The sequence below is a fragment of the Pseudomonas sp. FW215-R2 genome (genome assembly GCF_058789255.1).
On record NZ_JBYTBO010000004.1, the window covers coordinates 92,882 to 117,735 of the forward strand.

Genomic DNA, 24,854 nt, shown 5'->3' on the forward strand with positions numbered 1-24,854 from the left:
ACACGCAAGCTAGCCACCCCCCTGCCCTTTGAGTAGTGATGGCCAGTCTTCCGCTCAGCTCGCAATTGCAGATGGCCTGCAACCGCATGCTCCCGGAGTCGCTGGAGGGCCTCCCGAAATCCGGATGCGCGTGGTTCATCTAGATGTGTATCACTCTTGGTGCTGATCATCTGCTCGCTCACTCCGTGATGGATTCTTTGCATTTGGAAGTTGGTTCAGCTTTTGCCGCAATTGGTCGACTTCATGCTGAGTCGTTTCCAGTAGCACCTGCGCATTCTTGGCTCGTGTCTCGGCCTGGGTGACGGATTCGCGTAGGGAGGCTGACTCTTCTCGGGAATGAGCAAGCTGATCGATAAGCTGCTCCTTGGCGCCCTCCTCTCTAGCTGACGCGATGGCCAAGGTATTGAGGTCAGCAGTAAGTCGCGCAATGGTGCCGTCTTGGGTGGCCATAACCTTGGTCTGCTGACGAGAGTCACTGAGCAGACGCTCGTTGTCTCGATTCAAACGGCTGAGTTCCTCCTGCTTCACCGAAAGAGTCTGCTGCAACTGACGATGCTCAACCTGGATTTGTTGAAGCTGCCCTTCATGACGTCGCTGTTCTTGTTCACGCTGCTCTTTCACGGCCGTGCGGTAGTGCTCGAGTGCATCACGAGCATGCAGGTGTTTTTCTTCAAGTGAGCGAATCTGCTCGTCTTTCTCGTGCACCCGCACTTCTAGGTCGGCGCAGCTCTGGCTCAAGCGGGCGTTGCGAGTGAGCTCAGATTGCAAGCTGCTTTGGCACGTACTCAATTCGCCTGCCTGGACATCGAGCGCTGCCTGAAGGTTGTCGTGCTGGCGCTGTAAGTCCGCCAAGGCAGCTTGTGCCTGCGCGAGCTGTTCATTGACTGATGCTCGGTGCTTATCGAGTTCAGCACGAGCCTCGGCGACTTCTTCTGCGCCCTCCTCCAGCAAACGCCCCAGCAACTGGCCAACCAGTCCACTGAGCTCCTCACTCAAGCGTTCACGGCGTTCGTTTGGCCGCGGCTCCACTTTTTCGAGTTCGCCCAGATAGCGGGCAATGGTCGTCATCGAGCCCGTATTTCCAAGCTCGACGCGCACCGCATTGATGCTCGGATTTACACCTCGAGCGATCAGCGCATCTCGTGCTATCTGGACGATTGCCCTGTTAATACCGCCGCGTGCCATGTCTTCTCCTGCGATTTCGTAGTGTAAACGTAATGTGTAATTACATATTACATCTAGATAAAAAATCAGTCACGAAAATCGTATTTCTATGATCAAATAATGGAGGCTTATCGCATTATAAGGCTGATTTTTGCGTTTCAATCGCTGGAAAATTTACGTTTCGCATTGAAGGGGCGATATGAACAAGGCTGATCGGTACCTACAGGCCGGCACCCGGGAAAACACCCGGCGTAGCTACCGCGCCGCGGTGGAACACTTCGAAGTGACTTGGGGAGGGTTTCTGCCTGCGACTGGCGATGGCATCGTTCGCTACCTGGCTGAGTACGCGGACAAGCACACCATCAGCACTCTGAAGCAGCGTCTGGCTGCCCTGGCTCAGTGGCACATCACGCAGGGGTTTCCTGACCCAACGAAAACGCCCAACGTGCGGCAGGTGCTCAAAGGCATCCGGACATTGCATCCGGCTCAAGAAAAGCAGGCGGCCCCTCTCCTCCTCACTCACCTGGAGCAAGCTGTGATCTGGCTTGAGCGCGAAGCAAATCTTGCCGCTGAGCGGAATGACTACCGAAGCGTGATGAAATGTCGACGCGACATAGCCTTAGTGTTGATTGGTTTTTGGCGAGGGTTTCGCGGGGACGAACTGGCACGACTACAAGTCGAGCATACTCAAGCGGAGGCCGGCGCCGGCATCACCTTCTATTTGCCTTACACCAAAGGCGATCGACAGCACCAAGGGACGACGTTCCATACCCCTGCCCTCAAGAAGCTATGTCCTGTGCAGGCTTACATGAACTGGATCACCGTGGCCGGCATTGCTCGCGGCTCCGTCTTTAGGAAGATTGATCGCTGGGGCAACCTTGCTGACGACGGAATCAATTCCAACAGCCTGATCCCAATGCTGCGTCGCATATTTACGCAGGCAGGTGTGCCATCGGACATCTACAGTAGCCACTCGATGCGGCGCGGGTTTGCCACTTGGGCTTCCGCTAATGGTTGGGATATCAAGTCACTGATGAGCTATGTCGGCTGGAAGGACATCAAGTCAGCGATTAGGTACGTTGATGCGGGCTCCTCTTTTGGCGGCCTTGCGTTGAAGCCATCAGTGCCCAAAATGGAAATCCTCTAAAGTCGTCTTGCAACATCGGTTTGACACAGAGCGCCCAGGGTAGACGCCGCAGTTTACTTTCGTCACATCCCAGGTTTACCCATCATGGATACAAGAATGCTCAACGCTCAAGAGATTCACTAGGTACTCCATGATGTTTCTGTCGGTTTACGCTCAATGTGCCGAATCACTGAGCACACATGGTTATTGTGGTTTGATGACCCTCGAAGCAGATGGCTGGATGATCACTTTTTTCATTGATTGCGCTGAGCTAGACTACTTCGATAGCTGCTGTAGCCCTGACGACCGAACGTACGCCTTTACCTCGGGCATGAACGCCCTTGATCCAGTGGCTCTTCTGAGCCTGGAGGAACATCGCAAGCTTGAGGAACTGCTCACCAATATTTTGATGGCGCCTCAAGCAATGCTATCCGTGCGTCAGTCGCTGTTTTCGCCTGTTAGCAAGCCCAGAGATTCGCGCAGAGTGGCCCAAGGCAACACTCTGAGCTCAGGGAGGCCTACAACCCGCTCGTTGTCTCTAAGAGATCCAGTGGCTCACGCCCCATCGCCTCCATCAGCGCATTGGCAAGCCACACCGCGTCGATCATGCTGAACGAATAGCACATGAAGTTAAAAATCAGCTCAACTCCCCCCTCTTCAATTGTGTAGACGCTTACCTTTTCAGTTTTGTCGCTCTCTTCTGTCGCGAGTTCAACAACGTAGCCTTCTTCCGCTTCGTGACAGTCGAACTTGCCATCGGCGAAGTAATGCCACTCTCCAGACACTCTTTTTCGATATCTCCTTTCAAGAATGCTTTCGCGATCCGCTGGTGTCGGTACAAACCCTGCAAGATTTCCCACGGTTATGAGTACGGCATCGTAAAGGCAACGCGCGATATCTTCAGCTACGGCGTCGGCAAACCTAAAAGGCATGATGTCTAACTTTAAACTGACATACTGATCAACCTGCCTGGATACTTGGCACGGATACAGTTCGTCAAATTCACGACCACGCCAGCATATGAATTCGCGTTCTGCAAAAAAAGTTGCCGATTGCATTTCAGTTTTGCTCACAAAATCCACCATCGTTATGTTCTTAAAAATAACAACGGATGCTTTGTAGAAAAACTTTAGCGAAAAGTTGAAATAATTTTTTTTGGGGGGGATAGAGCTTTAAGAATCTGATTTAGGGCCGGGCGAGGTTTGACCACCTAAGCTTGAGATCAAGCTCCGAATCTGCAGGAAAAGTCTGAGCCTTAGCCTAGCCTGCTGGGCTCGAACAGGCGACAATCGATCGATGCACACTGACCTTATTTCCTGGTTGCATCTTTGTCACGGCAAGACCGAATGATTATGGTTGGCACAAAAAACCTAGGACATTTACCCGCTCATCAGCAATCATGCCCCCATAAATCTTGGCGTTCAGAGAAAGACATGAATAGGCTCGGACAGTGCATGGCGTGGTTTTGGCGGGACAAGAGGTCTCGATCTGAGCGGACGCGTGAGCGTGCGTTTATCGACTCAGTAAACGGGTTGAAGACTTTGAAGGTCACGCCTGACGGCGGTATGTCGATAGATCCCCAGGAGATACGCGACCGAGTAATTGCAACTCGGCATGCGCTTAAGCATTTCGTTAGGAAAGCGTAAGAAAACCTCCCCTGTGCGGGCTACCATCAGCCCGTTTCCGTCCGCCAGGCTCCGCACTCCCTCGCGCTTCGGGGCCTTACTGGGGCTAACTGTAACGTAACTTTTTCGCTTGTAACGTAAGCAACGTTACAGAGCAAAAAGAACGTTACAGACCAATGAATTCAGGCATTTCGTTGAAATGAGGTATCTGACCAAGCTCGAGGCCGCTTATGACATCTAACCCGTTCCTCTCTAAACAACTCCGAAATCAGGCTTAACCTGCCTATCAATGACAATTCCGTCATGGGCAATGGAAGCTGGAGCGCTGCATGAGGTGGCTAGGTCTTCGTTTGTCGGGACAAAAGAAAACCATGTGCAAGAAATTGCTCTCGCTATCAATCATGGAGATGATTTTGAAATCGGCGTGTTGACCAAATACGCGACAAGCTATCCCTGCCTGCTCATATTGGTCTTTCACCGAGATGCGTCAACTCTTGCGAAAGGCTGTCGCATCCCCCATCTGTGAGCGTCAGCAGCTCATTTCATAACCATTGGAGACCGCATTTTAAGATTCCGGAGCTAGGATCTCTCGCACTGCGATGATGCAAGCTATCGGATGCTATCGCCAGGTGGAACCAGAGCCACAATGCCTGCTTTGCAGTGAATTCCATCATGAGATCGCCAAATACCATCTCAATGGTTTCACCAATTTCAGGCGCTACAAACATGCGGAATGTGGCACCTTCTCGACTGCGAAATTCAATCCTTGGGTCGGGGTCAACAAACTCACCACCAGCAATAAACAAGTAACCGGGATCAGACAAAATCTCTAAGGATCCCAGCTCGTTTTTCGGAAATATTTTGCCGCTAACCCTATCGCTAGCAAAGCAATTGAATATGTCTAGATATGTTTTTGTCTTGGTGGAATCGATAGGCGAGAAGAGTCTAGGGTTAATCTCTTTAATTGCTACGAGCGCATCGAAAATGCGCCAGGCGACATCAGTCGCTTGATGCGCTGTATAGTGCTGTTCAAAATCATCCAATGTCATTCTGATTATTTGGCATTGTAATGCTATTGATGCTTCGTAAGTGTCACCAGTACCTCCCAGCCAATGGAATTCTTCAAATTCCTCGAGCTCCAGATCACTACCGTATTCAAGATCGCAAACATTCTGTGAGTAGCTCATCACGCATCTCGCTTCGACAATCGTATTTATGCTTAATAAAAGCAACGGATTAAAATGAGCAAAACTTTAGCGTCGAGGAAAAATAAAATTTCACCCATCTGAAATTCAATGCGTGGTTTCAATTTGAGAAAGATTTTTGTGATCACCCTTCCCCACAGACATAAGCACGGCCTGATGCAACTATTACTAAACGATCGTCACTCTGTCGAGCTCAAAACAGGCATCCGTTAATTACCAAGAAATGGGACATTAAGTGTCAAAAATGCGGTTAATGTCCCTTTTGGGGGTCTTTAAGAGGGGCGAAAATTCATCAACTTAAATCCCGTTACGGTAAAAAAATCTCCTATCGCGCTCAAGGTTTTTCAAAACGTTCCGTTTTTCATCTGTATGCACACAGTGAGAAATCAGCATTGAGCCTATCGACGATTGCATTCATCCAGTGTCTGCAGAGCGCTATTCCGTTTTCCAAGACGACCCAAGGAATCGACAAAGACGAGCGTGGGAGCGACTGATCGGTTACATCGAATTATCCGCCTCCCTTGCTGAGTTTGACAAAGCTGCGGCCCGAGCGGAGGGGTATGTACAGGCACTTGTAGATAGCGAGCAGATCGACACCAAGTCCACTGAGCGCGACCTACTGTTAATTGCGACCATTGATGCATCGCGCCGACATCACATCCAACCTTCTGCTCAGACGACGAGCTGCGTTGCGCAAAACGTATGATCTTTACGTTCAAGGTTTAGCGCCTCGCGCGCATGATTAGCGTGCAGCTAAATAGCTTTTAGATATTCTTTTTGAGGCATGCCTGAGGCCCGGCTGACGTAAAGCAAGCCCGCGAATCTTGGCCCGTTGGGCTTCCATCCTCATGCCCTTCGACCATCCTGGCCTGCGCGATCCGCTTGTACGATTACCTGAGATATTCGGGGGTTGAGCCTACGGTATGTGATGTGGACATGCTGACGTTCCCTCATCACGTGTAGAAAGCCAACTGATCCAAGGTCAAGATCACCTGGAGCGCCTTGATCATCGTATAGCTCTCACTGTTTGCGGCGCCATGCCCTACCGCGTGCCGCGAACCCGCATCGCCCGCGTGATTGTCTGGGTCGTAATTGGCGAAGGTGTAGTTCAGAAGGTAGCGGTTGAATTCGGTAGTGAGGAACAAAGTACCTGGGCCACCAGTGCGCTTTTCCGCGCTCGTGATGGCGAAATCCAATAGCACCTTGGTCTTGGCTGCCTTACCATTATGCGTCCTGTAAGCTACGTTCAAAATTCCTTCAATTTCGGTGACCAAGATCTTGATGGCCGTGATGGGTCTGCCCAGATGGAAAGCCTCGACGCCTTCTCGTAATAAAGCCTCTTTGACAGCGAAATGCGGTTTTGCAAACCAACGAGAAAGCATGTGATCCAGCCTTTCCCGATCAAATTTTACGACCACCTCAGACTCGACGTCAGTCAGGTCAAGGCCGCCATCGAAGTGTCGAAGAATCTCCCCGAACTCTCGGTGAAGGATTTCCACAAACGGAAACCAGCCTTGTGCCATCAACTGATCAAGGCTCACCTGGTTATCGACGATTTCGTATAGGTGCCTGAAGTTAAGCAACCTGTAGAGTCTGCCCAGTTCTCGACCAAAGTTATATATGTCCAGCTGGCCTGCCGGGTTCATGTCGAACGCTAAACCGAAGCCCCAGGCTTCCCGCATCAGGCAAAGCACCTTGTCCTCTTTCCCGAAATATACACATGGGAATTGCATGGCCGTCACGTCAGCAATGTCGTGATGAAAAACAGCTGTGCCGGCGACAACGTCACGCGCCACGATGCATTGCAAGGCCATCGCAGCGGTATCAAGCCAAAGCTCGGCAGTCTGATCAGGCTTGAGAACCAGCAAGACGGTCTTGTAGTTGCTGATTTCAATAGCCATCTGCGAATCATTTGCCCAAGTCCTGATCATGCCAGCGATCGAATCAGCAAGACGGTGAAAGCCTGGCTCATCCGAGGTGATGGCCAAGCGCGTGATCACTTTTATCTCTTGCCCTTCGCGCCCAGAGGAGCCACTGAATCCAATAATCGGTTCTACCAGCTCGAATCTTATTGGATCGCCACCGTTGCCCGTGATCGTCCCAGGAATAGGAGGGAGGCATTCAGTCCCGTCATCTTGTGCATCGGCCATAATCGTCCCCCGTTGAGTCATGGATCTCGGTCGGTTTGCTTCGAGCAGGCATTCTGAATTCAGAAGCTTTTGACGTAGTCGCTAAACACTTCGCATGATTGGACGTGCTCACTGTAGATGTGCATGGCCTTACGGTTACCGTCTACTCATCTAGCCAGTATACATAGTTGAACAGAGCGTCTACCTCTGAGAGATTTTCCAGCTCCAACTGATTTTGTACCTCCCGGGCGTCTCGGCAGAACTGCTCGTAAAGCTCAGGAGTGACATTGGTCTTAAGTGGTCGGAGGGGGTATTGATCGTACCCGGCAACTATCAATCCGCTCACTGCGTTCTGGTTCATGACCGCATACCGCTTGTTGTCCAAGGCGTGGAGGATCTCCGTCAGGACATTGATGCCTGCTCTTTCAATAGCCCCGAAGTGGCTATGCAACAATGCAAATGCTTGGGCGGGTGTTGCTCGGTTCAGCTCTAATATCTCCGCAAGGGCAGTGATGAAACGACTCGACTTTTGCGACACAATGCGCTTTCCGCGATGTAGTCCTCCGGAATGAAAACATTCGATCAGGCCTGCGTAGGCGCCAAGGAAGGTATCACGGGCTACCTTACCTAATCCTGCGATCTCTTTGATCCGACGCCTGGCTACTAGCCGATTTTTCGCCCGGTGGATTTTTTGGGCAGTAAACCCATAGGGCGAAGTGTCAGCCTTCATGTCTGCGAGCCGGTCAGCCAACACGTCCAAACTGTGCAAGTCACCCCGGCTGATTTTTTCCGCACGTCGATTTGCCATCTTCCGCCAAGCTTCGTGAACGGCATGGAGTTTTGCGTATTCATCAATTTGCGCCTTCGATGCTCGAGTAAGCGCGCCCTCTTCGATCAATTCACCAAAGTGCTTTTGAACAGACGTCAACAATGCACCGTATTGGTCGTTGACTACGACTGATGCTTCGTAGTTGTTAGAGAAGCCGCCAGCAGTCAGGTTGGCGGAGCCGACAATTACTCTGTGGCCTGCTGATTCGCGTACTGCGTACACCTTGGGATGGAAGGTGTCTTCTGTTGAGCTGATATAGAGTTCCAGTTTGTTCTGGGAGTTTTTTTCCACCTTTAGCAGCTCATACAGCATTGCGGGGTCTGTCACGAACAGACTGAGGCCAACAGCCACGCGAGCTGTCATCCCACGAGCAATTGCCTGCTTGAGAGGTTTCATGAACGTCTCGCTAGCGGAAGACTTAGCAAATGCAACCATGCATTCCAGGTGCTCAGCATTGGCCAGCAGCCCAATGATCTCGTCACCATGACCTGAGTCATAGCCATTCAGCAACAGCTTCAATCCTTGTACCATTTTATTACTCGCAGTTTTTGAACAGACCTGGGCCATCGAAAATAACGATTTTTTGGCTGCCCAGATGGAGGTGGTACAGGCGTTACCAAGACATGGGTGTAGTCGCTACATATTAGGAACTACCTCCTATCTGATGATCGCCATCAAATACCTAGGACATGTTCGAGACGGTAACCTTTGAGCTCTGATGTCAGCTTTTCGAGCGGCAGTAAGTGAAAAAGACAGTCTGCGAGGTGCTGGCTATGGCATGAGAGCAACGCAATGTGTTCTGGAAATGCATCAAGGGATTTCATCCCAGTGCCGGCCTCCGCGAAGGCTGTTTCTAACACCTGCAGGACTTCCACTCCCACCCATTCACTTCGAAGGTATTCCGTCGAACTTCGTGTAGGCTTGGGCCCAAAGCCATCAAGTAGATCCACCACAGTTTGATGAAGGCCGGAGGTGCCAAGATGAGCCAACGCGGCCTTCCAAAGCAGCCCTTCCTGGGAGAGGTTAAGTCGACACCGAGTTGCTATTGCCTGGTTCATGGTTGTTTATGAGCATCCCGGCTTTCCTCTACCGCCGCATCAGCTGCGAGCATAGCTGCATATTCTTGGCGCACTTGATCCTCACATTTGTGGCAGGCGAAATATTGGATTCTTTCCATATCTCCTGTCACAAAAGCACCGCAACGCTCACACGTAATTGCCTGCCATCCGCGATCAAAGCATGAAACGCAACTCCACAAACCATCGATGACGAACACGGAAGGCCGCGCGCACTGGCAGTTATGGCATGACGCAATATGTTCGGCGCCCTCCTCCCACCACTGATCCCCCTCATGTATGTGAGCTGTACAAAGGTCAATCAAAGAGTCGGTGTTGAAAGCGAAGTGGCACGTCGGACATTCGGTGAGCTTTGCATCAAAGAACTCTATTTCTTCATTGCATCCTAGGCAGGGTAATTTGATATCCGCCTTCACCACCGCAGTGTCACTGACCCCGCACACCAGGCAGCTGTAATCTGTCCCCCAGGCGTGTACTTCACCCGCCACTGCTGACGCCAGCTCGCAGTGGCCGCACGCGATGATCGTCTTGCCTTTTTTCACCTCGATTTCGATTTGCGGCTTGAGGATCGTGAACCGAGAATTGAGAAAATCACGCTGCCTCATCATGCGACGATTCAGTTTTTGAAGCTCAATTTTGTAAGGCTCGAAAACGTCCTTCCATCTCTCTGTGAGCATGGCATACAGGTAGTGCCATGAGGCCCACTGCTCAACGATGACGCCCGCTTGAGTGGCTGCGAGGTCGTCATGACCTGAATGAGCGAAGTGGACGATTTGGTTGCGATGTTCACCTAGGGCTTTGAAATTATCAGAGGCGGCGGTGTCAATTCTCTCTCCAAGTATCGAATTGATTCGCTTCAGAGCGTCATCGAGATAGACGGAAAGAAAGTCTCCGACATACAGGTTTTGGAGGTCGGCTGTCTCTGGTTTGGACAGCATAAGCGTCCAGTGCTCCGCCATGAGGCGTGCTTTGAGAAAGAGCTCAATGGCCGTATACAGGTCGACGATAGAGTTCTTGGGCCGCTCCTTAACGTGATCCAGAGAAGTCTCTACGAACCCCAGCGCGTTCTTCACCAACGCATCGAACAGCTGTTCCTTCGTCCGCTTTTCCTGCTTGAGCCACTTTCTTCCCATGATGTCTACCTAAGTCAATGCACGGCCGCCTGATAGCCGATATGCCGGCTGAGATTTTGACTCAATGGGCATGGTGGCGCCATAGTGGCTCAACGAGGTTTTCATATGGACGCTGCGCTACCCCTTCTAAGCCCGTGTGCAAGACCAGTCAGGAAGTGATCGGGTTTCATTTATGGGGAATTCGGGTGGTTGAGTAATGCGTAATCTAGGAACGATTTGACCGGACTAGGAGAGCATTTTCGATGTGTCCCGCATCAAGCAGCTAAGGCGCACGGAAGCTTAGGTGTAACGCAATTTTGTGCCATGTAACAAACCCAACGTTACAGTGAGAAAAGTACGTTACAAGCCAATGGATACGGAGGCGAGAGTACTAAATTGCATCCTGTGTAAGGAACCCCTTTCGTTGCACCTGCCAACCGTTCCGGTTTAGCCGTAACGTCACCTTGAACAAGGCTAAAATTTACCGTCATCGACAAACCATGTCACGAACCGGTCACTAACCCTCGAGCAGCAAATTATCATCAAGATGTTGAGGCCGGCTGGTAACACTATCAGTGCTTCACTGTGATCAAAGCAACAATTCAGAACAGTCACAGCATCGCAGCATGACAAAGGAGTTGTTATGAATACTGATTCACATAACCCCAGTCTCGACCTTCTTGCACCTGAGGAGGTTGTGGGTGAGGAGCCACCACTGCCGGTGGAGGATGTGATCGCAGCGCCACAGAACGCGCCCCAAGGCCTATTTCGACTGATGAACATCCATCTCATCGATTCGCTATCCCGCGGACGAGTTCAAACGATGGGCATTGACGGAGGCATGGCGCTGACCGGACGTAACGGTCGAGGCAAAACCTCCCTACTCTCGCTAGCGCTGCTGTTCGCCGGCGTTGAACCGCGAGATGTGGTGTCGCAAGGCAAGGACTCGTTCATTGACTATTACCTGCCGAACCAGACCTCCTACCTCGTTTATGAATACGAACGCCCGGATGGCACCCGCCGGCTCGTAGTCGTGCTCAGCAACTCCACCGCCGACAAGATCCGATTCCGATTCGTGAACAGCCATTTCCGACGTGACATGTTCGTCACCGATGACGGTCAGTTCGTACTTAATAAGGAGTTTCGGCAGCGCTTGGTCTACCTGAGAATCCCGCATGCAGAGAAACTGGTAGATACGTACACCGATTACAGAGCGATCATCCAGGGTTGGCAGCCGCCGCATGTCGATCCGACGCATAGACGCTATCTGTTCGGGATGGCCGATGTTTATGCGTTCACCACGTACAACCGACCATTAAGGCACTTAGAAAAGCTCACTAAGGGAATGTTTTCTCGCAAGGCCAATTTTGATGACCTTCAACAAGTGGTTGCCGATTGGGTTTTCGAAGGTAAGCCGTCCGTGGGAATTCAAACAGAGCGCAAGCGCGTAGAAAGCTGGCCTCGAGACTACAATGCTTACCAAAGCATCATGAATATCACACCACTGGTCGACGTCGCCAGGGCGCACCGTTCTGACCTTGAAGCTGCCGAAGATGCCATCCGAGAAGTGAAGGAAAAGTTTACTTTCCTGCAAGACCACCTCTTCTTCACAAAAGCTCAGCGTGAAAGCGAGCTATCCGCTAAGCAAACTTACCTCGACGAAGAGACAGCGGCTCATGAAGAGAACGCCTTGGGACTAACCAAGGCCATTCAAAGCGCACAGTTCGATATCGACGCTTGCGAACGTAACCTCAAGGAGATTGAAGCAGCCCGGCAGGACTATGAAAGCAAGGGCGTTGATGAGAAGCGTGCACGTGCGGCTCAAGCGGCAGTTTTTAACGATGAGCTCAGAAGCGTTGACACGAAACTGGATCTGGCCCTCGGCGCAGCTAGGGGGATCAAGGCCAAGTTCGACAAGCAGATCAATGAAGAGAACCGGCTACACAATGATTTCCGCGCTGTGGCCCTCGATAAGGTCAACGTCCTCCGGGATGAGGCTCGCGAAGCCCAAGCGAAAATCGAGGGCGTCCACGCGGATGCGCTGAAGGTACTGGACGACTCTTCTTCCTATGAGCTCCATCGCCTAGTCGGTGAGGTAAAGCAACGCCATGGAGAGCTCGCACGTTCTCAGGAGCGTGCAGCCAACCCAACGGTTGACGCTTCGATTCAGGCCGGGATTGACAAGAAAAATCTCGACCTTAGAGATGCGAACAAAGCGATAGGTGAATCACACGCATCGGTCGCTAATAGGCAACGGCTTGTCGACGATCTTCAGGCTAAATCGTCCAAGTACGATGTGACGATCGGCTCAACCAAGCAATCCATCACTCAACAAAAAGACCTAATTGAAGAGATCCTGCGAGCTCACACACCTGGCCAAGATAGCCTCCTCGCTTTCCTAAGAGCCAACCGTCCAGATTGGTCAGAAGACATAGCCAAAGTCATAAACCCTGGTCTCCTCCACCGTACTGATCTCCACCCACAGTTGGCAGCTGTGTCTGCAAGTCTCTACGGGATTGCGCTTGAACTGGAGTTCGTCGAGGCCGCAGATGAGGCGGATGAGTCGAGGCTCCATGAAAAGCTTGATGAAGCGAACCAGGCGTTGGACGTGTTTCAAGCCCAGCTTGAGCGAACTATTGAGCAACAGCTAGAGCTTCGAAAATCGATCAAAACTGCTGCGGACGAACTGACACTGGCACGCTCAGCCTTGATGAAAGCTAACTCAGCTACACAGGCCCTGGAGAGAGAAGTCGATGAGCTGGACGCTCAACAGCGTAAAATGCTCGAGGCAGCTCGCCAACTTGCGCAAGCACAAATGGTCGAATGCGAGCGTCGTGTCAGGCATGCCGAACAGGCTCACGCAGACTTCATCGGACGCATTGCCAGTAAGAAACAGTCTCTCGCCCAGCAGCTTGAAAAAGATATCTCGGCGGTTAGCATCCAGCTGAATTCAGAGATTCGGGATATTCAATCCAGCATTGAGGCTCATAAACGTGCGTGCGAATCCAGCATCGAATTTTTTCTGGAACAACAGAAGAGAGAGCTCGCCGGCGAAGGAGCAGACGTCAACGTCATTACCATGCTCGAAAACAAGCGTGAGGAGCTGTTGAAGACGCTTGAGGATATCAAATCGTGGAGTGAGCTCTTGTCAGAATGGCAGATCTGGAAAAAGCAGGTACTTCCACAGTTCTCCCTGTTCCAGGCTAAGAAAGAGCAAAGGCAGACAAACTATGACCAAGACACCATCCGTCTTCAAGAGGCTACTGATGCCTGGATTCGAAAACGCGACCAGGTAGTCGCCTCCATTAAGGATTGTCGCACGGCAATCGTAAGCGTTGAAGGTCAGTTGCTGGTTGTTGCCAACTGCCTTGAAGACCGGCTGAAATCCTACGAATCAACCAGCCGCCACGAAGCCTTTGACACCGCCTGGGAAGCCAATTCCCTGCGGGCGGCCATGATCACGTTTCAGCAACAGATCACCGAGTCCGAAGGGCAACTGCGGAAGCTCACCCTCAAGATGCGCACTGCGTTCCTCGAAGTGCCACATGCTGCCCCGTCGACCTACTTCCAGGATCGCCTCTACAACATCCGCACAGAAACCGGTGAAGAGGTGGATGCTCGCATGACGCTACGCGTCGTCGAAGACTGGTTCGCCACTGAGCATGACAAGAGCCGGCGTTTGTTGGTTGCAGATGCCAAGACCATCTTCGGCGAAATCCAGGGCCTTCACCGTGTGCTGCAAACATTCAATAAAAAGCTCTCAAGCTTCAATGCGTCTTTGCAGGAGCACCTTGAGCACAGCTCGACTGTGTTCGACAACCTCTCAGAGCTGAAAATCTCGATCTATTCGGGTGTTGAGGAGCTCGACTACTGGTCTGTGATCACCAAAATTACTAATGACCGCGAGGAGTGGACGCAAGAGGACAGTCTGCCCAGTGCAGATGCCGTTGCCCATCTTAACACCCTCCTCGCCATCTGGGACGGCAACCGGGGCATCAATGCTCAGTTCAAATCTCTGGTCAGCATCCGGGGCTCCGTGCGCGAACAGGGTAACTACCGCCAATTCCGCAATCGCACTGAACTTGAAAATATCTCTTCGAATGGGCTGAGTTACCTGGTACTCATCATCCTATTTCTCGGTTTCATCGGAAAGGTTCGCGGCAACGCCCCTGTCCAACTGACCTGGTGTGTGGACGAACTCAAGGCCATTGATGCCGAAAATATCGTGTCGCTTTGCAACTACCTTGGGCAGAACCGAATCACCCTCTGCACCGCATTCCCCGATCCTGATGCTGAGACGCTGATGCTGTTTGAGCACAAATACAAATTGGATGCTGAACGACGCTTGGTGCACTGTGAGCTCTCCGTTGAAGAGGAAGCAGCCGATGACGGCGAGCTCGAACTCGCCTGGGAGGATGGCGAATGAGCATCTTTGCACGTGTGGCGACCGCACTGATGGGAGGCGGGTTCATCTGCCAGATCACAGATTATGAAGGCCATCAGTTTCTGGCTGACTCAGCACATCATGATGATGTCGATAAATACCTAAGGCGAATCGACCTAAGGCTAACGACGACCCGTGATGGCGGCGCGTTCTTCGCCGCCCACGCAGACATCGACGTCGAGGGAAAAAGAGACGCGAAGAAGCGCTTCACTGAGGTCAAAAATACCCTACGCCCCATGGTGTCTTTCCTTGAACTGGTGATGCGCATCACTGCAGATGACGACTCAATCGCTGCTGGCCAAGTTCTTAATCTCAACCAGATGATGGCCAGGATCTCGGAAAATCCGAGCTTGTATCTTCAGCTACGTCAAACAACCATCGACATCAACACAAAAGACGGCTCAGATCGTGAGCGCTTGAACAAAATCGTTAAGCGGTTTCAGAACGAGGGGTATCTGCTTCTCGTCAATCCAGAGTCAGAGATATATATGTTTACGGGCCGCATAGAGTGGCTCATGGAGGCCATTGAGTACCTGATGCTGCATGACGAAATCTCTGAGGAGGATAGCGAGTACGAAAAGAGGGCTGACTCATGAGCGCCCTCGAAGAGTCGGTGATGAAGCACCTGGAGCTTCTTCATAAAAACCGTAGTTTGATCGCCCAGATGTATTCCGCCGGCTATGTCACTCGAGACAATGAGAATGCTCGAACGCTGACGAAACTTCAGCAAATGAGGGCCGTGCGAATCAACGCCGCTGTTGAGAACACCTACCGGCTATCCCCTACCCTCAATCGCCTGCTCAACGAGGCAACGCATCGCACGAGAAACTACGACGTCTCGGCGGACTTTGGTGAGCAGATGGCACGCCTCGTCAAGCTTATGGACGATTACTCGGACGCCTGTCTGCAGAATCGTTTCGATGACTCGCTGCTGATTCAAGGTGACATCGATGCGACCTTGTACGAAATGGCGGAGGCCATGAATGACTTCCTCCTCCTTGTCCGTACTGCCGCTGAAAACAACTTCGGCAATGTCAGTACCTACAAAGAAAAGGAAAAGCAGACCCAACACTACCTGAATCAACTTGAACGTATCCTCAAAGCGTTGAGCATGTTCGATGGCGAAGCGATCCTAGAGGAACTAACCCCCCCAGAACGCGAGATACTCGAAGCGCTCTACCAAAGCCATATCCTAGATAAGCTTTCCGAATGGCGCTCCAGGGCCGTCGATATCATTCAGGTGCTAAAGACCTACCTCTACAAAATCAGGACGGTCGCCCCTCGCGCGCGGCGCATTCGCGCTCTGCAACTCTACCTGCAGAAGCATCCCGAGTATGAGGTGCGCTCTCCTGATGAGTACCCTGAAATCCCGGAGTGGGCGTATCACCATGAGCCCCTGAAAATTCAGCTGGTACCTGACCTCGGGAATCAAGATATCCGGGACGCTTTGGTCGACGTCGCCAAGAGCATTGAGAAGGCAGTCGCGGTACCCGCTAAGACACGAAAGCCGGGCGCACTGGTCGATGAAGCTGCACCGAAAGCGGCGCTCATCAAAGGATCGCCACTTGTGGTGGTTAGTCAGCGCCTGCTCAACGAGGCCGCCAAGTCCCTTGTCAAGATGTCGGCTGCTGGCTACTTCTTTGAAGCTGAGGAGACCAAGACCTTGGATCAAGAGTCGTGCATGATGTGCTTCCTCACACTCGTTGAGAAACAGATCAACGCCAACGCGAAAATCATCAGACGCGTCACAATACAGCCTGTCGCCAAGAACGAAGACGATACCCTGAGCGGCAACGTGATCATTGAGGATGTCTTGCTATGCCAACGCTAGCACTCACCAAAAAGCTCATGTCTGTCTATCAGTCGGACGAACAGGACTTCCGACATAGCAAACTACTCGAAGACTTCTGCGAGGATTATGGTGTTGGGCGCCGGGTCGGATCTCTTTGGAGGTTCAGCCAGAGCGACAAGGAAAAAATCGCGACATTTCTTGCGAATGAGGCCAAGGTCGATCCGAACCAATCGCTCGATGCCTGGGATAATGAGTCCCGACATGGCGCTCTTAAGAAGGGCGGGGATGAGAAATACGCCAACAAACGTCTTCGCGGAAAGCGCGTTGCGGTGAAGTCCTTACCGGGCCGACCTTTGCTCGTAGGCCCGACCCCACTCCACCTTCCTCCAGGCGCCTGCCTAGATCTCGATCGCCATTGGGTGGCTGAATATTATGGCCACGACAGCGTTTTGCTAATCGAGAACTGGGAAAATTTTGAACTCACCCACGAAACACCTCTGCTCGAGCAACTGCCGGGGAATCCGTTAGTGGTGTTTCGAGGTGCACCAGGCAGCTATAAGACCGACAGTAGCCATGCGTTGCTCGCAGATCTGAAGTTGCCTGTGATTGCCTTTACTGATTATGACCCAGAGGGTCTGTGTATCGCTGCCACCCTTCCCGGCTTTTCTCGGTATCTTGCTCCATCAGATAAATGCCTGACGATACTCATGGGCGAGATCAACACCGAGCGGCGGTACCAGAAACAGGTTGCGGGGAAGCTAGCATTCCTCAATAGCTTGACCGACCCAGAGCTGGTTCGGGTATACAAGATCGTCCGTAAAGCGGGTAAGGCATTGCCACAGGAAAAGCTAATCGGCCTGGAGGTAACTTGAGCAGGCTTCATCGATTAAGGAACAGGGTCTAAGGGCTTACTGTCGCCTAAAACCGCAGTATTCTCCTGCTGCGGCGCCAAGAAAAATCACGCTGCCGCAACCAGTCATGTGAGTCCGCTGTGAAGCTATATGTTGAATGCTTCCGAGGTTGCCGAGTAGAAAAAGCCGGAGGTTCGCGGCTCCAGGGCTTCTATTTTCGCCTCCATCCCTTACTGGTTTGACGAACGTGGGTGATCCGTGGTCATTGGCCCGAAGAAGCGATCTCTCCATTTACTTCACACCGCCGCTTAGCTAATGGCAGGCGAAGCACCGTCCACCGAAGGCGCTCCTGGGCTCGGACTGTTACACCGCTGCGGCACGACGCTTATGAAGCTGCTCCCGCCAGGTACTTACCCTGACGGTAACGTTGAAGAATACAAAGGATTGTTAGAACAGATCTCAAATTCACTGCCTGAGGAGTGCCGAGCATTCGCAGTACGGATCGTTTTAAGCTCTGCTCGACAGCCAGAAAATCTTGACTGGATGCAAAAGGCGAATGACGAGTTTAGCTCTCATCCCGTGGTGCGGAAGCCTTTGCGACCTTACTGCGATGACTGATGCACGCCAAAGAGTCTAACAATCAGTATTAGGACTTACTGACGACCCTTGGGCGCGGCACGCAAAAATTTCTTGTTCGGATTAGGTCTCACATTCGCGAATTAGCCCCGAAGTGTACAGTTCGATATCGTACCTGCGCTCTTTGATCCCAGTTTGGGCATTGTGAATACCCAACCCCGGCAGGCCACTGTTTAGGTGATTTCCCCTTCCTGCGTCGCCACGGTGTACTGCGACTCCTCAAGAAAATGACTGCCTCAGCATTCACGAAACACAAATCACTCTTCATCGTTCCGTTAGCTCACCCCTTAAGCTTGGCATCAGCTACCGCTTGTGACAGATAGCTACCTGGCGATTGCAATGACTTACGAAACTCGATCGTAAAGCTATCTCCATCATAGTGGGTGAGACGACCAATAAGGTCTTCCCGTATGGAGAAGGTGTTGTTCAGTTTGCTGGCATCACCACCCATCGCAACCGCCGTAGGATTATCGGTCTTTGCAAGCACGAGCCTAACTTCTAGTTTCCCTGCCAGGGTCATTTCAAGGTGTCTTCGCAGCAAGTTCCAGCCCGCACGATTGCTACCGTTCCACCGCGACAGTGAGTCGACATATCGAAGAACCCCACCCGTCGGGCGTTCGAAGTATTACTCCCAGCAACTGATCACCAGAGCGCCATCTGCGGAAATGGCGGAAACAGCCCAGTTAGGGTTATCAAGCTTTGCTTTGTAGCGATTAAAAGCGGTCGTGTAGTTTAGGCTACCCATTGGCTTTACATCCTTGATGTCTGGCAGTGAAAGGATCCGTGTAGGGGCGATCTCAGTACGGATGTTCGTAGTCAACTCAGAGAGAGGCTGGTCACCACTTCCCAATGCCCTGCTCGATCAGAAGCTTTGCGAACTGATCACCATCTACCAGCTCGATCTGAATCCCCGTAGCTTCGGCATAGTCCTCCGCCGCTTTTACAGCGCTTTCCGCAACTGTGCCGGAGGTGATAACCATCCCTAGGTTGGCGTTCGCCGCCTCTATTCCGTCGATTAGCTGCTCGACGACCTTGTTGTTCACTGCGGCTTTGTCATTCCAGTGTTTGGCTTGTACGGCGAGTGTGTATTGGAAGGTTTCGGCTACACGAAACGTGGCAAGTATGTCTGCACCTTTATCCAAAAGCCTGGGAACAACCGTTGCTGTCTTTGCGCCCATTTGGATCAGCAAATCCTTAATCAGATGCTCAAAAGCGAAGCTGTCCATGTGGCCTGACCTGAGATGCTCAACGGTCTCTTTGATCAATGCGGTTTGCAGTTCGTCCTTAAACGATGGTTTGTTCCCGGCCTCCGCCCGTGCAAGGGCATCACGAATGTCGTCGAGCAAATCAGTTGCCAGGGCAGTCGTACCATATACCTTCATTCTGGAAATCAATGGAGCTTTTGCAAAATCACGTGGAATCGCTTTCTTATTGTTGAGCCACCGTACGTTGCGCCGATAGCTCGTATCCTCGCCAGCGTGTTCTTGGAGATACAGCGCGTCGCTTGTTATTTCAGCCAGGTAAAATTTTGGGCCGTTTGGAACGACCACCAGATCGCCCATCTTCATGTCTCGGACAAACCGCCACATATGCCCGGCAGCTGCACCAGCACGGCGGAGATTTTTTTCGGTCGCGTAATGGGTGTCATGGAGTTTCTGCCTAAACGCCTTCCAAGATAGCGTTTGATCAAGAAGTCCGGTGGTTGCAGACCAGCCGATGATTACTTGATCACTTTTCAGCGCCAGCGGCACCTTGTTTACGTTGCTGGGTGCAATTCTGAGAATAAATGCCTGTTGCATGCTTACCGCCGTTTGCCAGCTTATATATCGCCCTAGGGCGTAGGCTGGATGGGTTGATTACGTCCGACTCCGTGCGTGGAGAACACGAAGATGGTAAACCTCTTGATGCCTTTGATTGCTCCTCCCTGCCACTGATGGGAGTTCTGTGCTAGAACTGCCCTAGGCTTTCATTCCTTTCTTCTTTTTACCCGTCGTTGCTAGCCCACGACGTGACTATGTACATCGCTGAAAATGCTGCCATGGAACATGAGAATAGGAGCATGGCATGAAGTGGCTAGGTCGATTGATTAGGTTCATTTGCCGAGACAAAAGAACAGCCCGCGAGCAAGCCAGAGATCGCGCTTTCATAACCTCTCTCAATAGTCTGCAGTCTCTTCGCGTTACTCCAGACGGCGGTATGTCGATAGATCCAGATGAGATACGAGAGCAGGTGATTTCGAGTCGCCGTTCACTCAAGCGTTTAGTGCGATGACCAGTACAGTTCATTCAGTGTCCACGCAGCCGAGCTTATGGCTCGAAGGAGCGATGGCAAGTCACCAATGGCATCGTGCTCGACCAGGCTTTGCCAATACAATCATTCTCTCACGACGTAAAAGCCGCCCCCTTTCTAGCTCGCTTTCAAATTGCTTAGCCACCGCATGCTCTCATTCATCATCGATCTGGTTAACCTCCGCCTGGTTGGCTTCGATCGCTTTGGTCGCGGCCACCCCTCCCCGCTTGGTGAGGTCTATGCCGATGATCTTGATGTCTTCGACGTTAGGAAACCTCGAAGCGATGGCCAACCAGTGTTCTTGCAATGCGATTACTAGATCATTAAACCCGACCCGGCCTTTGGTGGAGGTCTCCCACGTCGCCTGACCTCCATGATTTACCAGCAAAAAGATGCCGCAGCTTGAGCTTATATCGCGGAGGTAATCCCCGCAGAGTTGATTCTCAAGTCGCTCGAAATGCCCGGGGCCGCTCCAGTTCTGTGAAAGCTTAAGTTCGACAGGTACGGGTGCGTAGTAGTCGCTGTTTTGAAATCGATAATCAGGGCGTTTGTCATCGGCAAGCTGCTCTTCCTGAGGCACGACGTAGCGTCCCGCAGCATGATCCCTTAACCACTTACCAATGAACTTCCGAATGGAAGTCTCGTGATTGGTCTGGAGCAAAATTTCTGCGTAGCTCGAATCGCTATCTTCAAGATCATGCTTTAAGTCCAGAAGTCGATCGATCGCGATATTCCAGAGATCACGGTGGGTCGACGGTGTGCTTTCCAGCGACTTATGAAATTCAACGATCTTCGATGGTTCCCACGGCGGCGTCTGCGAGTCAGCTGTTGCTTTTTGCTGAGCATAGAATGCGCTCCACGGCCGTAAACGCTCCGCAGGGTGGGCCTGTGCAATTTCCTGCAATGCTAGGAATGACTCCTTCCCCGGTGCCTCTCGGATAATAGCTAAAAGCCCATCACGAGCATTTTGGGCGTCGTCCCTAAGTCCCGGCGAATAGACGCCTTTTCCTGCACGGTCAATGTCCTCTGCAATACGTATGTATGTGTGCATCAGCAGATACAGCGATTTGACATTCTCAACCGTTTTGTACTTCTGCCGACAACGGCTGGCAGTGCGGCTTCCGACAATGGCAATCAGGCAAAGCATGGCAAATGTGGTTTTTTCCTGATCTGAAGATAGCGAGTCGATGCGAGCTACTAATGCCGGAATAGCAAGCACCGGCTCCACTCCAACCCAAACGGCATACCAAGTCGGCGCAACCTCCAAATTGACCTCTTCTATGGCACGCTTGCAGGCAAGCTCAGCCAGTAACTCATCAGCGACCGACGACTCCTGCACAATGCTCAGCACGAGCTGGTTCGACTCAAGGTCGCTTATGTGCTGTGTCAGCCGGAGCATGAGCGGAGCAGCAAGCTCCTCGTACATCCAGCTCCCACCCCAACGCAGTCTCTGTAGCACCCGATTGCCGCCTAACTCCAAACGTGGCGCATCAATCTCGCAATTGATTTCACGCATTACGACTTCTCGGATAACTCGCGGGTACAGCCCAAAGAGCTTGGGTAACCACTCCGGAAAACCGTTCAGCTCAAGCATCCCATAGCGAGCTGCGTACTCAGCCTCATCGACGGACATCTGCGAGAAGCGGGATGGCTCCTCTTTGGACTCAATAGCAAGTCCAGTCAACCCAAAAATCACCTGGTATGGGGTCGAGTTTGCGGAAGCCCCATCAGATGGCAGTGCAGGACAATAACCCCGCCAGAAATTAACAGCGCCAATACGAAACGCTTGGGCAACTGGCAAACCGAACTCAGTTACGAGCGACTGCCAATGTCCGCTGCTCCAAGTGTTAGACGAGGACGAGCCCTCACGCATCCTTTCCATTAGGTAAGATTGGCTTCGAGTCATTACGCCTGGCTGAGGGCTATTTATCAGAGCCACATCGGCGGCGAGCCCCTCTTGCCATGAGCGACGATGCTCTGCTTCTTCAGCTTTTCGTTGGGCCGCTTCCTCAGTCCACTGAGCCTGCTTGATCTCCCACTCCTCAACTTTTCGCTCCGGTGGGTTTAAGAGAATTTCAAGCTTCTCGCGAAGCTCGTCGTGAGCATCAACGGATTGCCGAAGCTGGGTCTCCCACGAGGATGGTTTGCTGTGCTGTGTGTAGATGTTGAAAGCCATACTGAGCGACATCTGTCGATCATGCATATTCGTGAGGCAAACAATGTGTTCGCAGGCGAGGCTAAAGTTTTGACTATTCAACGACCAGAATGGCCGGAAACCGAGCAACTGCCAGACGTGAATTACAGGTTCACGATGTACTCGGCCGTTACGAGCTAGTCTAACGTCATACCAGAACAGCTTGTAATCCAGCTCCGGCCAAGTAGGCACGATCTCCCGGAGTTTTTCTCCGAGCTCTAGAGTGTCTCGCTCATCATAAATGTGCGCCTGGGCCAGCTTGCTCAGAATCGCAAGGGCGGACTCATCAAGCGCAAACGGGTCTTGTACCTGGAGCAAACGGAGGACAGCCAGACCAGCTATCTCGGCTAGCCAGGCGTACCTTTTAGAGATGACGCTGAAACCGTGCTCTTCAGTTGGAGGCTTGTCCAAGAGCGCACCGAGCCCACATATAAGGGCTGGCAGGTTTTCTAGCGGACAATCCATTGCCAAGGAAGAAAGCTTCAACGCTAGGGAATCCCTACCGCTATATCGCTCCTTCTTCGCACTTCTCTCGATCGCCTGTAGCAGCCAAGGCAGCCATTGGCTATCAAGCGCAAGCCCGTCAAGCAGTTCAGCTAGCCACTCCCGGTTAACTTTGGAGTCTCCTGCCAGCAGCTCTAGGCGCACATCGGCTATATCTTGGGCCGTCCCCAGGTCGATAACAGCTCGGATTGCTGCCAAACGAGTATGTTTGTGCTGAGCATCGAGGGCAAATTGCTTAGTCTCTGCAAGTGCACCCACCACCTCGCCCTGCCATACCATTCTTAAAAGGAACCAGGCGATGTCATCGTTGGTGCGGTAAAGCGTCAGTAGTTCTTTGATGTCTTCAGTGAGATCGTGGTGCGCGAATCGCTGTACGGCTGAATAGTCAGTCATCGTCCAGCTGTGAGCCGGCTGCGCCAAGTGCTCGCACGCTTTACGCAGCACCCTCCGACGTGTACTCAGTGGAAGCTGTCCAGGATCGCCTCCCTCAAAAAACACCTCCGGAGCAACCTCCTCCAGCCGTGTACAAATACGATCATCCAACAGCGCTAACCAGGGTAGAACTGGACGCATCGAAGGATTGATAACCTCCAGCCCATATTGTGTACGGAAGAACAAGTTCTCGATTTTGACCCGCGAACCTGCGCCACGGATGAGTTCGTGGAGCCATTCCGCTGTTAGGTATTCTCGGACAGTCCGATGGTGGAAACGAACCGTTCCATAGATACCCGGCTCGAAAATTGGTCGATTCAGCAAGGCTGCTGATTCTGTGTCATTCCAATCCGTCAGCACCTCGCGAATGGCAATCCCACTTTTATTGATCTCACCATCAGGGACGCGGATCGCAGACGTTAGCCCTAATGTCGTTGCTGCTGCAATTAAGCGTGCGCCTTCTCTGAGCCTATCTGGAGCAATGGGTCTAGATTCGGCACGATCTTGGTCACGCTCTTCAAGGCGGCGATTAATGCTGCTTCTCATGAGCTCCAAGCGCGAGCCTATTCGATGGTGCTCAAGCCAAAAGTCGACGAGCTCTAGAAAGTCCAGAGGGCGCGTGGTTAGCGACCATGCTTCCTTTCGCTCAACTGCGGCGCGAAACGCTTTGATGTCTTGGACGCCAGTGGCATCTAAGAAGCGATCAATCTGCTCGTCATGGATGTCGTCCAAGGTCACCAAGAGGAACGACGTAACTGGCTCCGTTTTTTTGCATGGAACCGTTTGCACAACTCCCTCAAAACCATCACTTGTTGTGGAAGGCGCTTGTCGAGCTACGGGCCTAAACGCAAATGCCTTTTCACAGATCGCGAGATCCGTCTTTGCGCGCCATGCTGTGCTTCGTCCAGTAATGATTATGTGCGCTTGGCCCACAGCGTTCTGGGTCAATCGACCAAGTTTTCGAATTGCGCGCTCAAAATCTTTCGGATCATTTAACCGAGCTTCGTCGACTGAATCCATCAGCAGCCAGCCCTCGCCGTCTGAAGCGAGCCAGCTCTCGAACTCATCAAACGTCCCCACCTCGAACGCGTCCTCCAAGTCTGAAGTGACGTTCTCAATACGAAGAAAGAACGAGGTTTTACCTTGGCTCCGGAGCTCGTAAGCGACGTTTCGAATCTCAGCAGTTTTACCTGATCCCGCCTCGGACAGCAGTATCACTCGATGATGAGTTATTAAGTCTGGCCAGCGGAGCTCCCCCTGCCGGCTATGCCTACCACTTAGGTCGACATCATCAGACACATCAGCATCCAGAGGGATTTTGGAGAAGGTGCGATCAAGGTCAATGAAGGCGTCCGAGTGTTTGGTCATAGCGAGTCTCAAAGCAAGTCAGGAGCAGTCCCGACGGGGTCTACACCATCCTACTCGAATGCCGTCTCCGCCGGTGAC

At 52.1% G+C, this 24,854-nt stretch carries 15 protein-coding genes; 6 read left to right on the plus strand and 9 right to left on the minus strand.

The window, feature by feature from the left end; translation table 11 throughout:
* Nucleotides 1-150 precede the first annotated feature (150 nt).
* The gene (locus AC3WRD_RS07285) at nucleotides 151-1,185 is read right to left on the minus strand and encodes a DNA-binding protein (protein ID WP_102619994.1); all 1,035 of its coding nucleotides are present in this window, start codon (nucleotides 1,183-1,185) and stop codon (nucleotides 151-153) included.
* A 178-nt stretch (nucleotides 1,186-1,363) separates the two neighbouring features.
* Between AC3WRD_RS07285 and AC3WRD_RS07290 the strand changes: the two genes are divergently transcribed.
* Both AC3WRD_RS07290 and AC3WRD_RS07295 read left to right on the plus strand, forming a co-directional pair.
* Nucleotides 1,364-2,311 carry a site-specific integrase gene (locus tag AC3WRD_RS07290; protein WP_102619993.1) on the plus strand — a complete coding sequence of 316 codons (948 nt, stop codon included), beginning with the start codon at nucleotides 1,364-1,366 and terminating at the stop codon, nucleotides 2,309-2,311.
* Nucleotides 2,312-2,531: 220 nt separating this feature from the next.
* Nucleotides 2,532-2,903, plus strand: a complete 372-nt coding sequence (locus tag AC3WRD_RS07295) for a DUF7693 family protein (protein WP_492604504.1) — start codon at nucleotides 2,532-2,534, stop codon at nucleotides 2,901-2,903.
* Here the strand turns inward: AC3WRD_RS07295 and AC3WRD_RS07300 are convergent.
* The 5 genes from AC3WRD_RS07300 to AC3WRD_RS07320 all read right to left on the minus strand — a co-directional run bounded on the left by AC3WRD_RS07300 (nucleotide 2,809) and on the right by AC3WRD_RS07320 (nucleotide 10,287).
* The gene (locus AC3WRD_RS07300; RefSeq protein ID WP_256580575.1) at nucleotides 2,809-3,363 is read right to left on the minus strand and encodes a hypothetical protein; all 555 of its coding nucleotides are present in this window, start codon (nucleotides 3,361-3,363) and stop codon (nucleotides 2,809-2,811) included. The two genes, AC3WRD_RS07295 and AC3WRD_RS07300, sit on opposite strands and share 95 nt — an antisense overlap.
* A gap of 1,094 nt (nucleotides 3,364-4,457) precedes the next feature.
* Entirely contained in the window at nucleotides 4,458-5,102 is a 645-nt protein-coding gene (locus AC3WRD_RS07305) for a hypothetical protein (RefSeq protein WP_102619991.1), read from the minus strand.
* Between the two features lie 971 nt (nucleotides 5,103-6,073).
* The gene (locus AC3WRD_RS07310) at nucleotides 6,074-7,270 is read right to left on the minus strand and encodes a hypothetical protein (protein WP_207267944.1); all 1,197 of its coding nucleotides are present in this window, start codon (nucleotides 7,268-7,270) and stop codon (nucleotides 6,074-6,076) included.
* A 142-nt stretch (nucleotides 7,271-7,412) separates the two neighbouring features.
* Nucleotides 7,413-8,597 carry a phospholipase D family protein gene (locus AC3WRD_RS07315; RefSeq protein ID WP_256580574.1) on the minus strand — a complete coding sequence of 395 codons (1,185 nt, stop codon included), beginning with the start codon at nucleotides 8,595-8,597 and terminating at the stop codon, nucleotides 7,413-7,415.
* A 535-nt stretch (nucleotides 8,598-9,132) separates the two neighbouring features.
* Nucleotides 9,133-10,287 carry a hypothetical protein gene (locus tag AC3WRD_RS07320; protein WP_178081848.1) on the minus strand — a complete coding sequence of 385 codons (1,155 nt, stop codon included), beginning with the start codon at nucleotides 10,285-10,287 and terminating at the stop codon, nucleotides 9,133-9,135.
* Nucleotides 10,288-10,909: 622 nt separating this feature from the next.
* On the opposite strand from AC3WRD_RS07320, the gene AC3WRD_RS07325 reads away from it, so the two are divergent.
* The 4 genes from AC3WRD_RS07325 to AC3WRD_RS07340 are packed head-to-tail and all read left to right on the plus strand — an operon-like array spanning nucleotide 10,910 to nucleotide 17,374.
* Nucleotides 10,910-14,692: an ATP-binding protein gene (locus AC3WRD_RS07325; RefSeq protein ID WP_102619988.1), complete on the plus strand. Its 3,783-nt coding sequence runs from the start codon at nucleotides 10,910-10,912 to the stop codon at nucleotides 14,690-14,692.
* Nucleotides 14,689-15,306: a condensin complex protein MksE gene (locus AC3WRD_RS07330; RefSeq protein WP_102619987.1), complete on the plus strand. Its 618-nt coding sequence runs from the start codon at nucleotides 14,689-14,691 to the stop codon at nucleotides 15,304-15,306. Before AC3WRD_RS07325 ends, AC3WRD_RS07330 begins: the two co-directional genes overlap by 4 nt.
* Nucleotides 15,303-16,541, plus strand: a complete 1,239-nt coding sequence (locus tag AC3WRD_RS07335) for a hypothetical protein (RefSeq protein WP_102619986.1) — start codon at nucleotides 15,303-15,305, stop codon at nucleotides 16,539-16,541. Before AC3WRD_RS07330 ends, AC3WRD_RS07335 begins: the two co-directional genes overlap by 4 nt.
* A complete protein-coding gene (locus AC3WRD_RS07340) occupies nucleotides 16,529-17,374 on the plus strand; it encodes a DUF7281 domain-containing protein (RefSeq protein WP_102619985.1) in 846 nt (281 codons plus the stop codon). Before AC3WRD_RS07335 ends, AC3WRD_RS07340 begins: the two co-directional genes overlap by 13 nt.
* An 895-nt stretch (nucleotides 17,375-18,269) precedes the next feature.
* On the opposite strand, the gene AC3WRD_RS07345 is transcribed toward AC3WRD_RS07340, so the two are convergent.
* From AC3WRD_RS07345 to hyoA, 3 genes are all read right to left on the minus strand, one after another.
* Complete coding sequence (locus tag AC3WRD_RS07345; protein WP_102619984.1) at nucleotides 18,270-18,509, minus strand: hypothetical protein; 240 nt, start codon at nucleotides 18,507-18,509, stop codon at nucleotides 18,270-18,272.
* A 316-nt stretch (nucleotides 18,510-18,825) separates the two neighbouring features.
* The gene (locus AC3WRD_RS07350; protein ID WP_102619983.1) at nucleotides 18,826-19,788 is read right to left on the minus strand and encodes a restriction endonuclease; all 963 of its coding nucleotides are present in this window, start codon (nucleotides 19,786-19,788) and stop codon (nucleotides 18,826-18,828) included.
* Nucleotides 19,789-20,432: 644 nt separating this feature from the next.
* The gene (hyoA, locus tag AC3WRD_RS07355; protein ID WP_102619981.1) at nucleotides 20,433-24,776 is read right to left on the minus strand and encodes an NACHT domain-containing antiphage protein HyoA; all 4,344 of its coding nucleotides are present in this window, start codon (nucleotides 24,774-24,776) and stop codon (nucleotides 20,433-20,435) included.
* Between the last annotated feature and the right edge of the window lie 78 nt (nucleotides 24,777-24,854).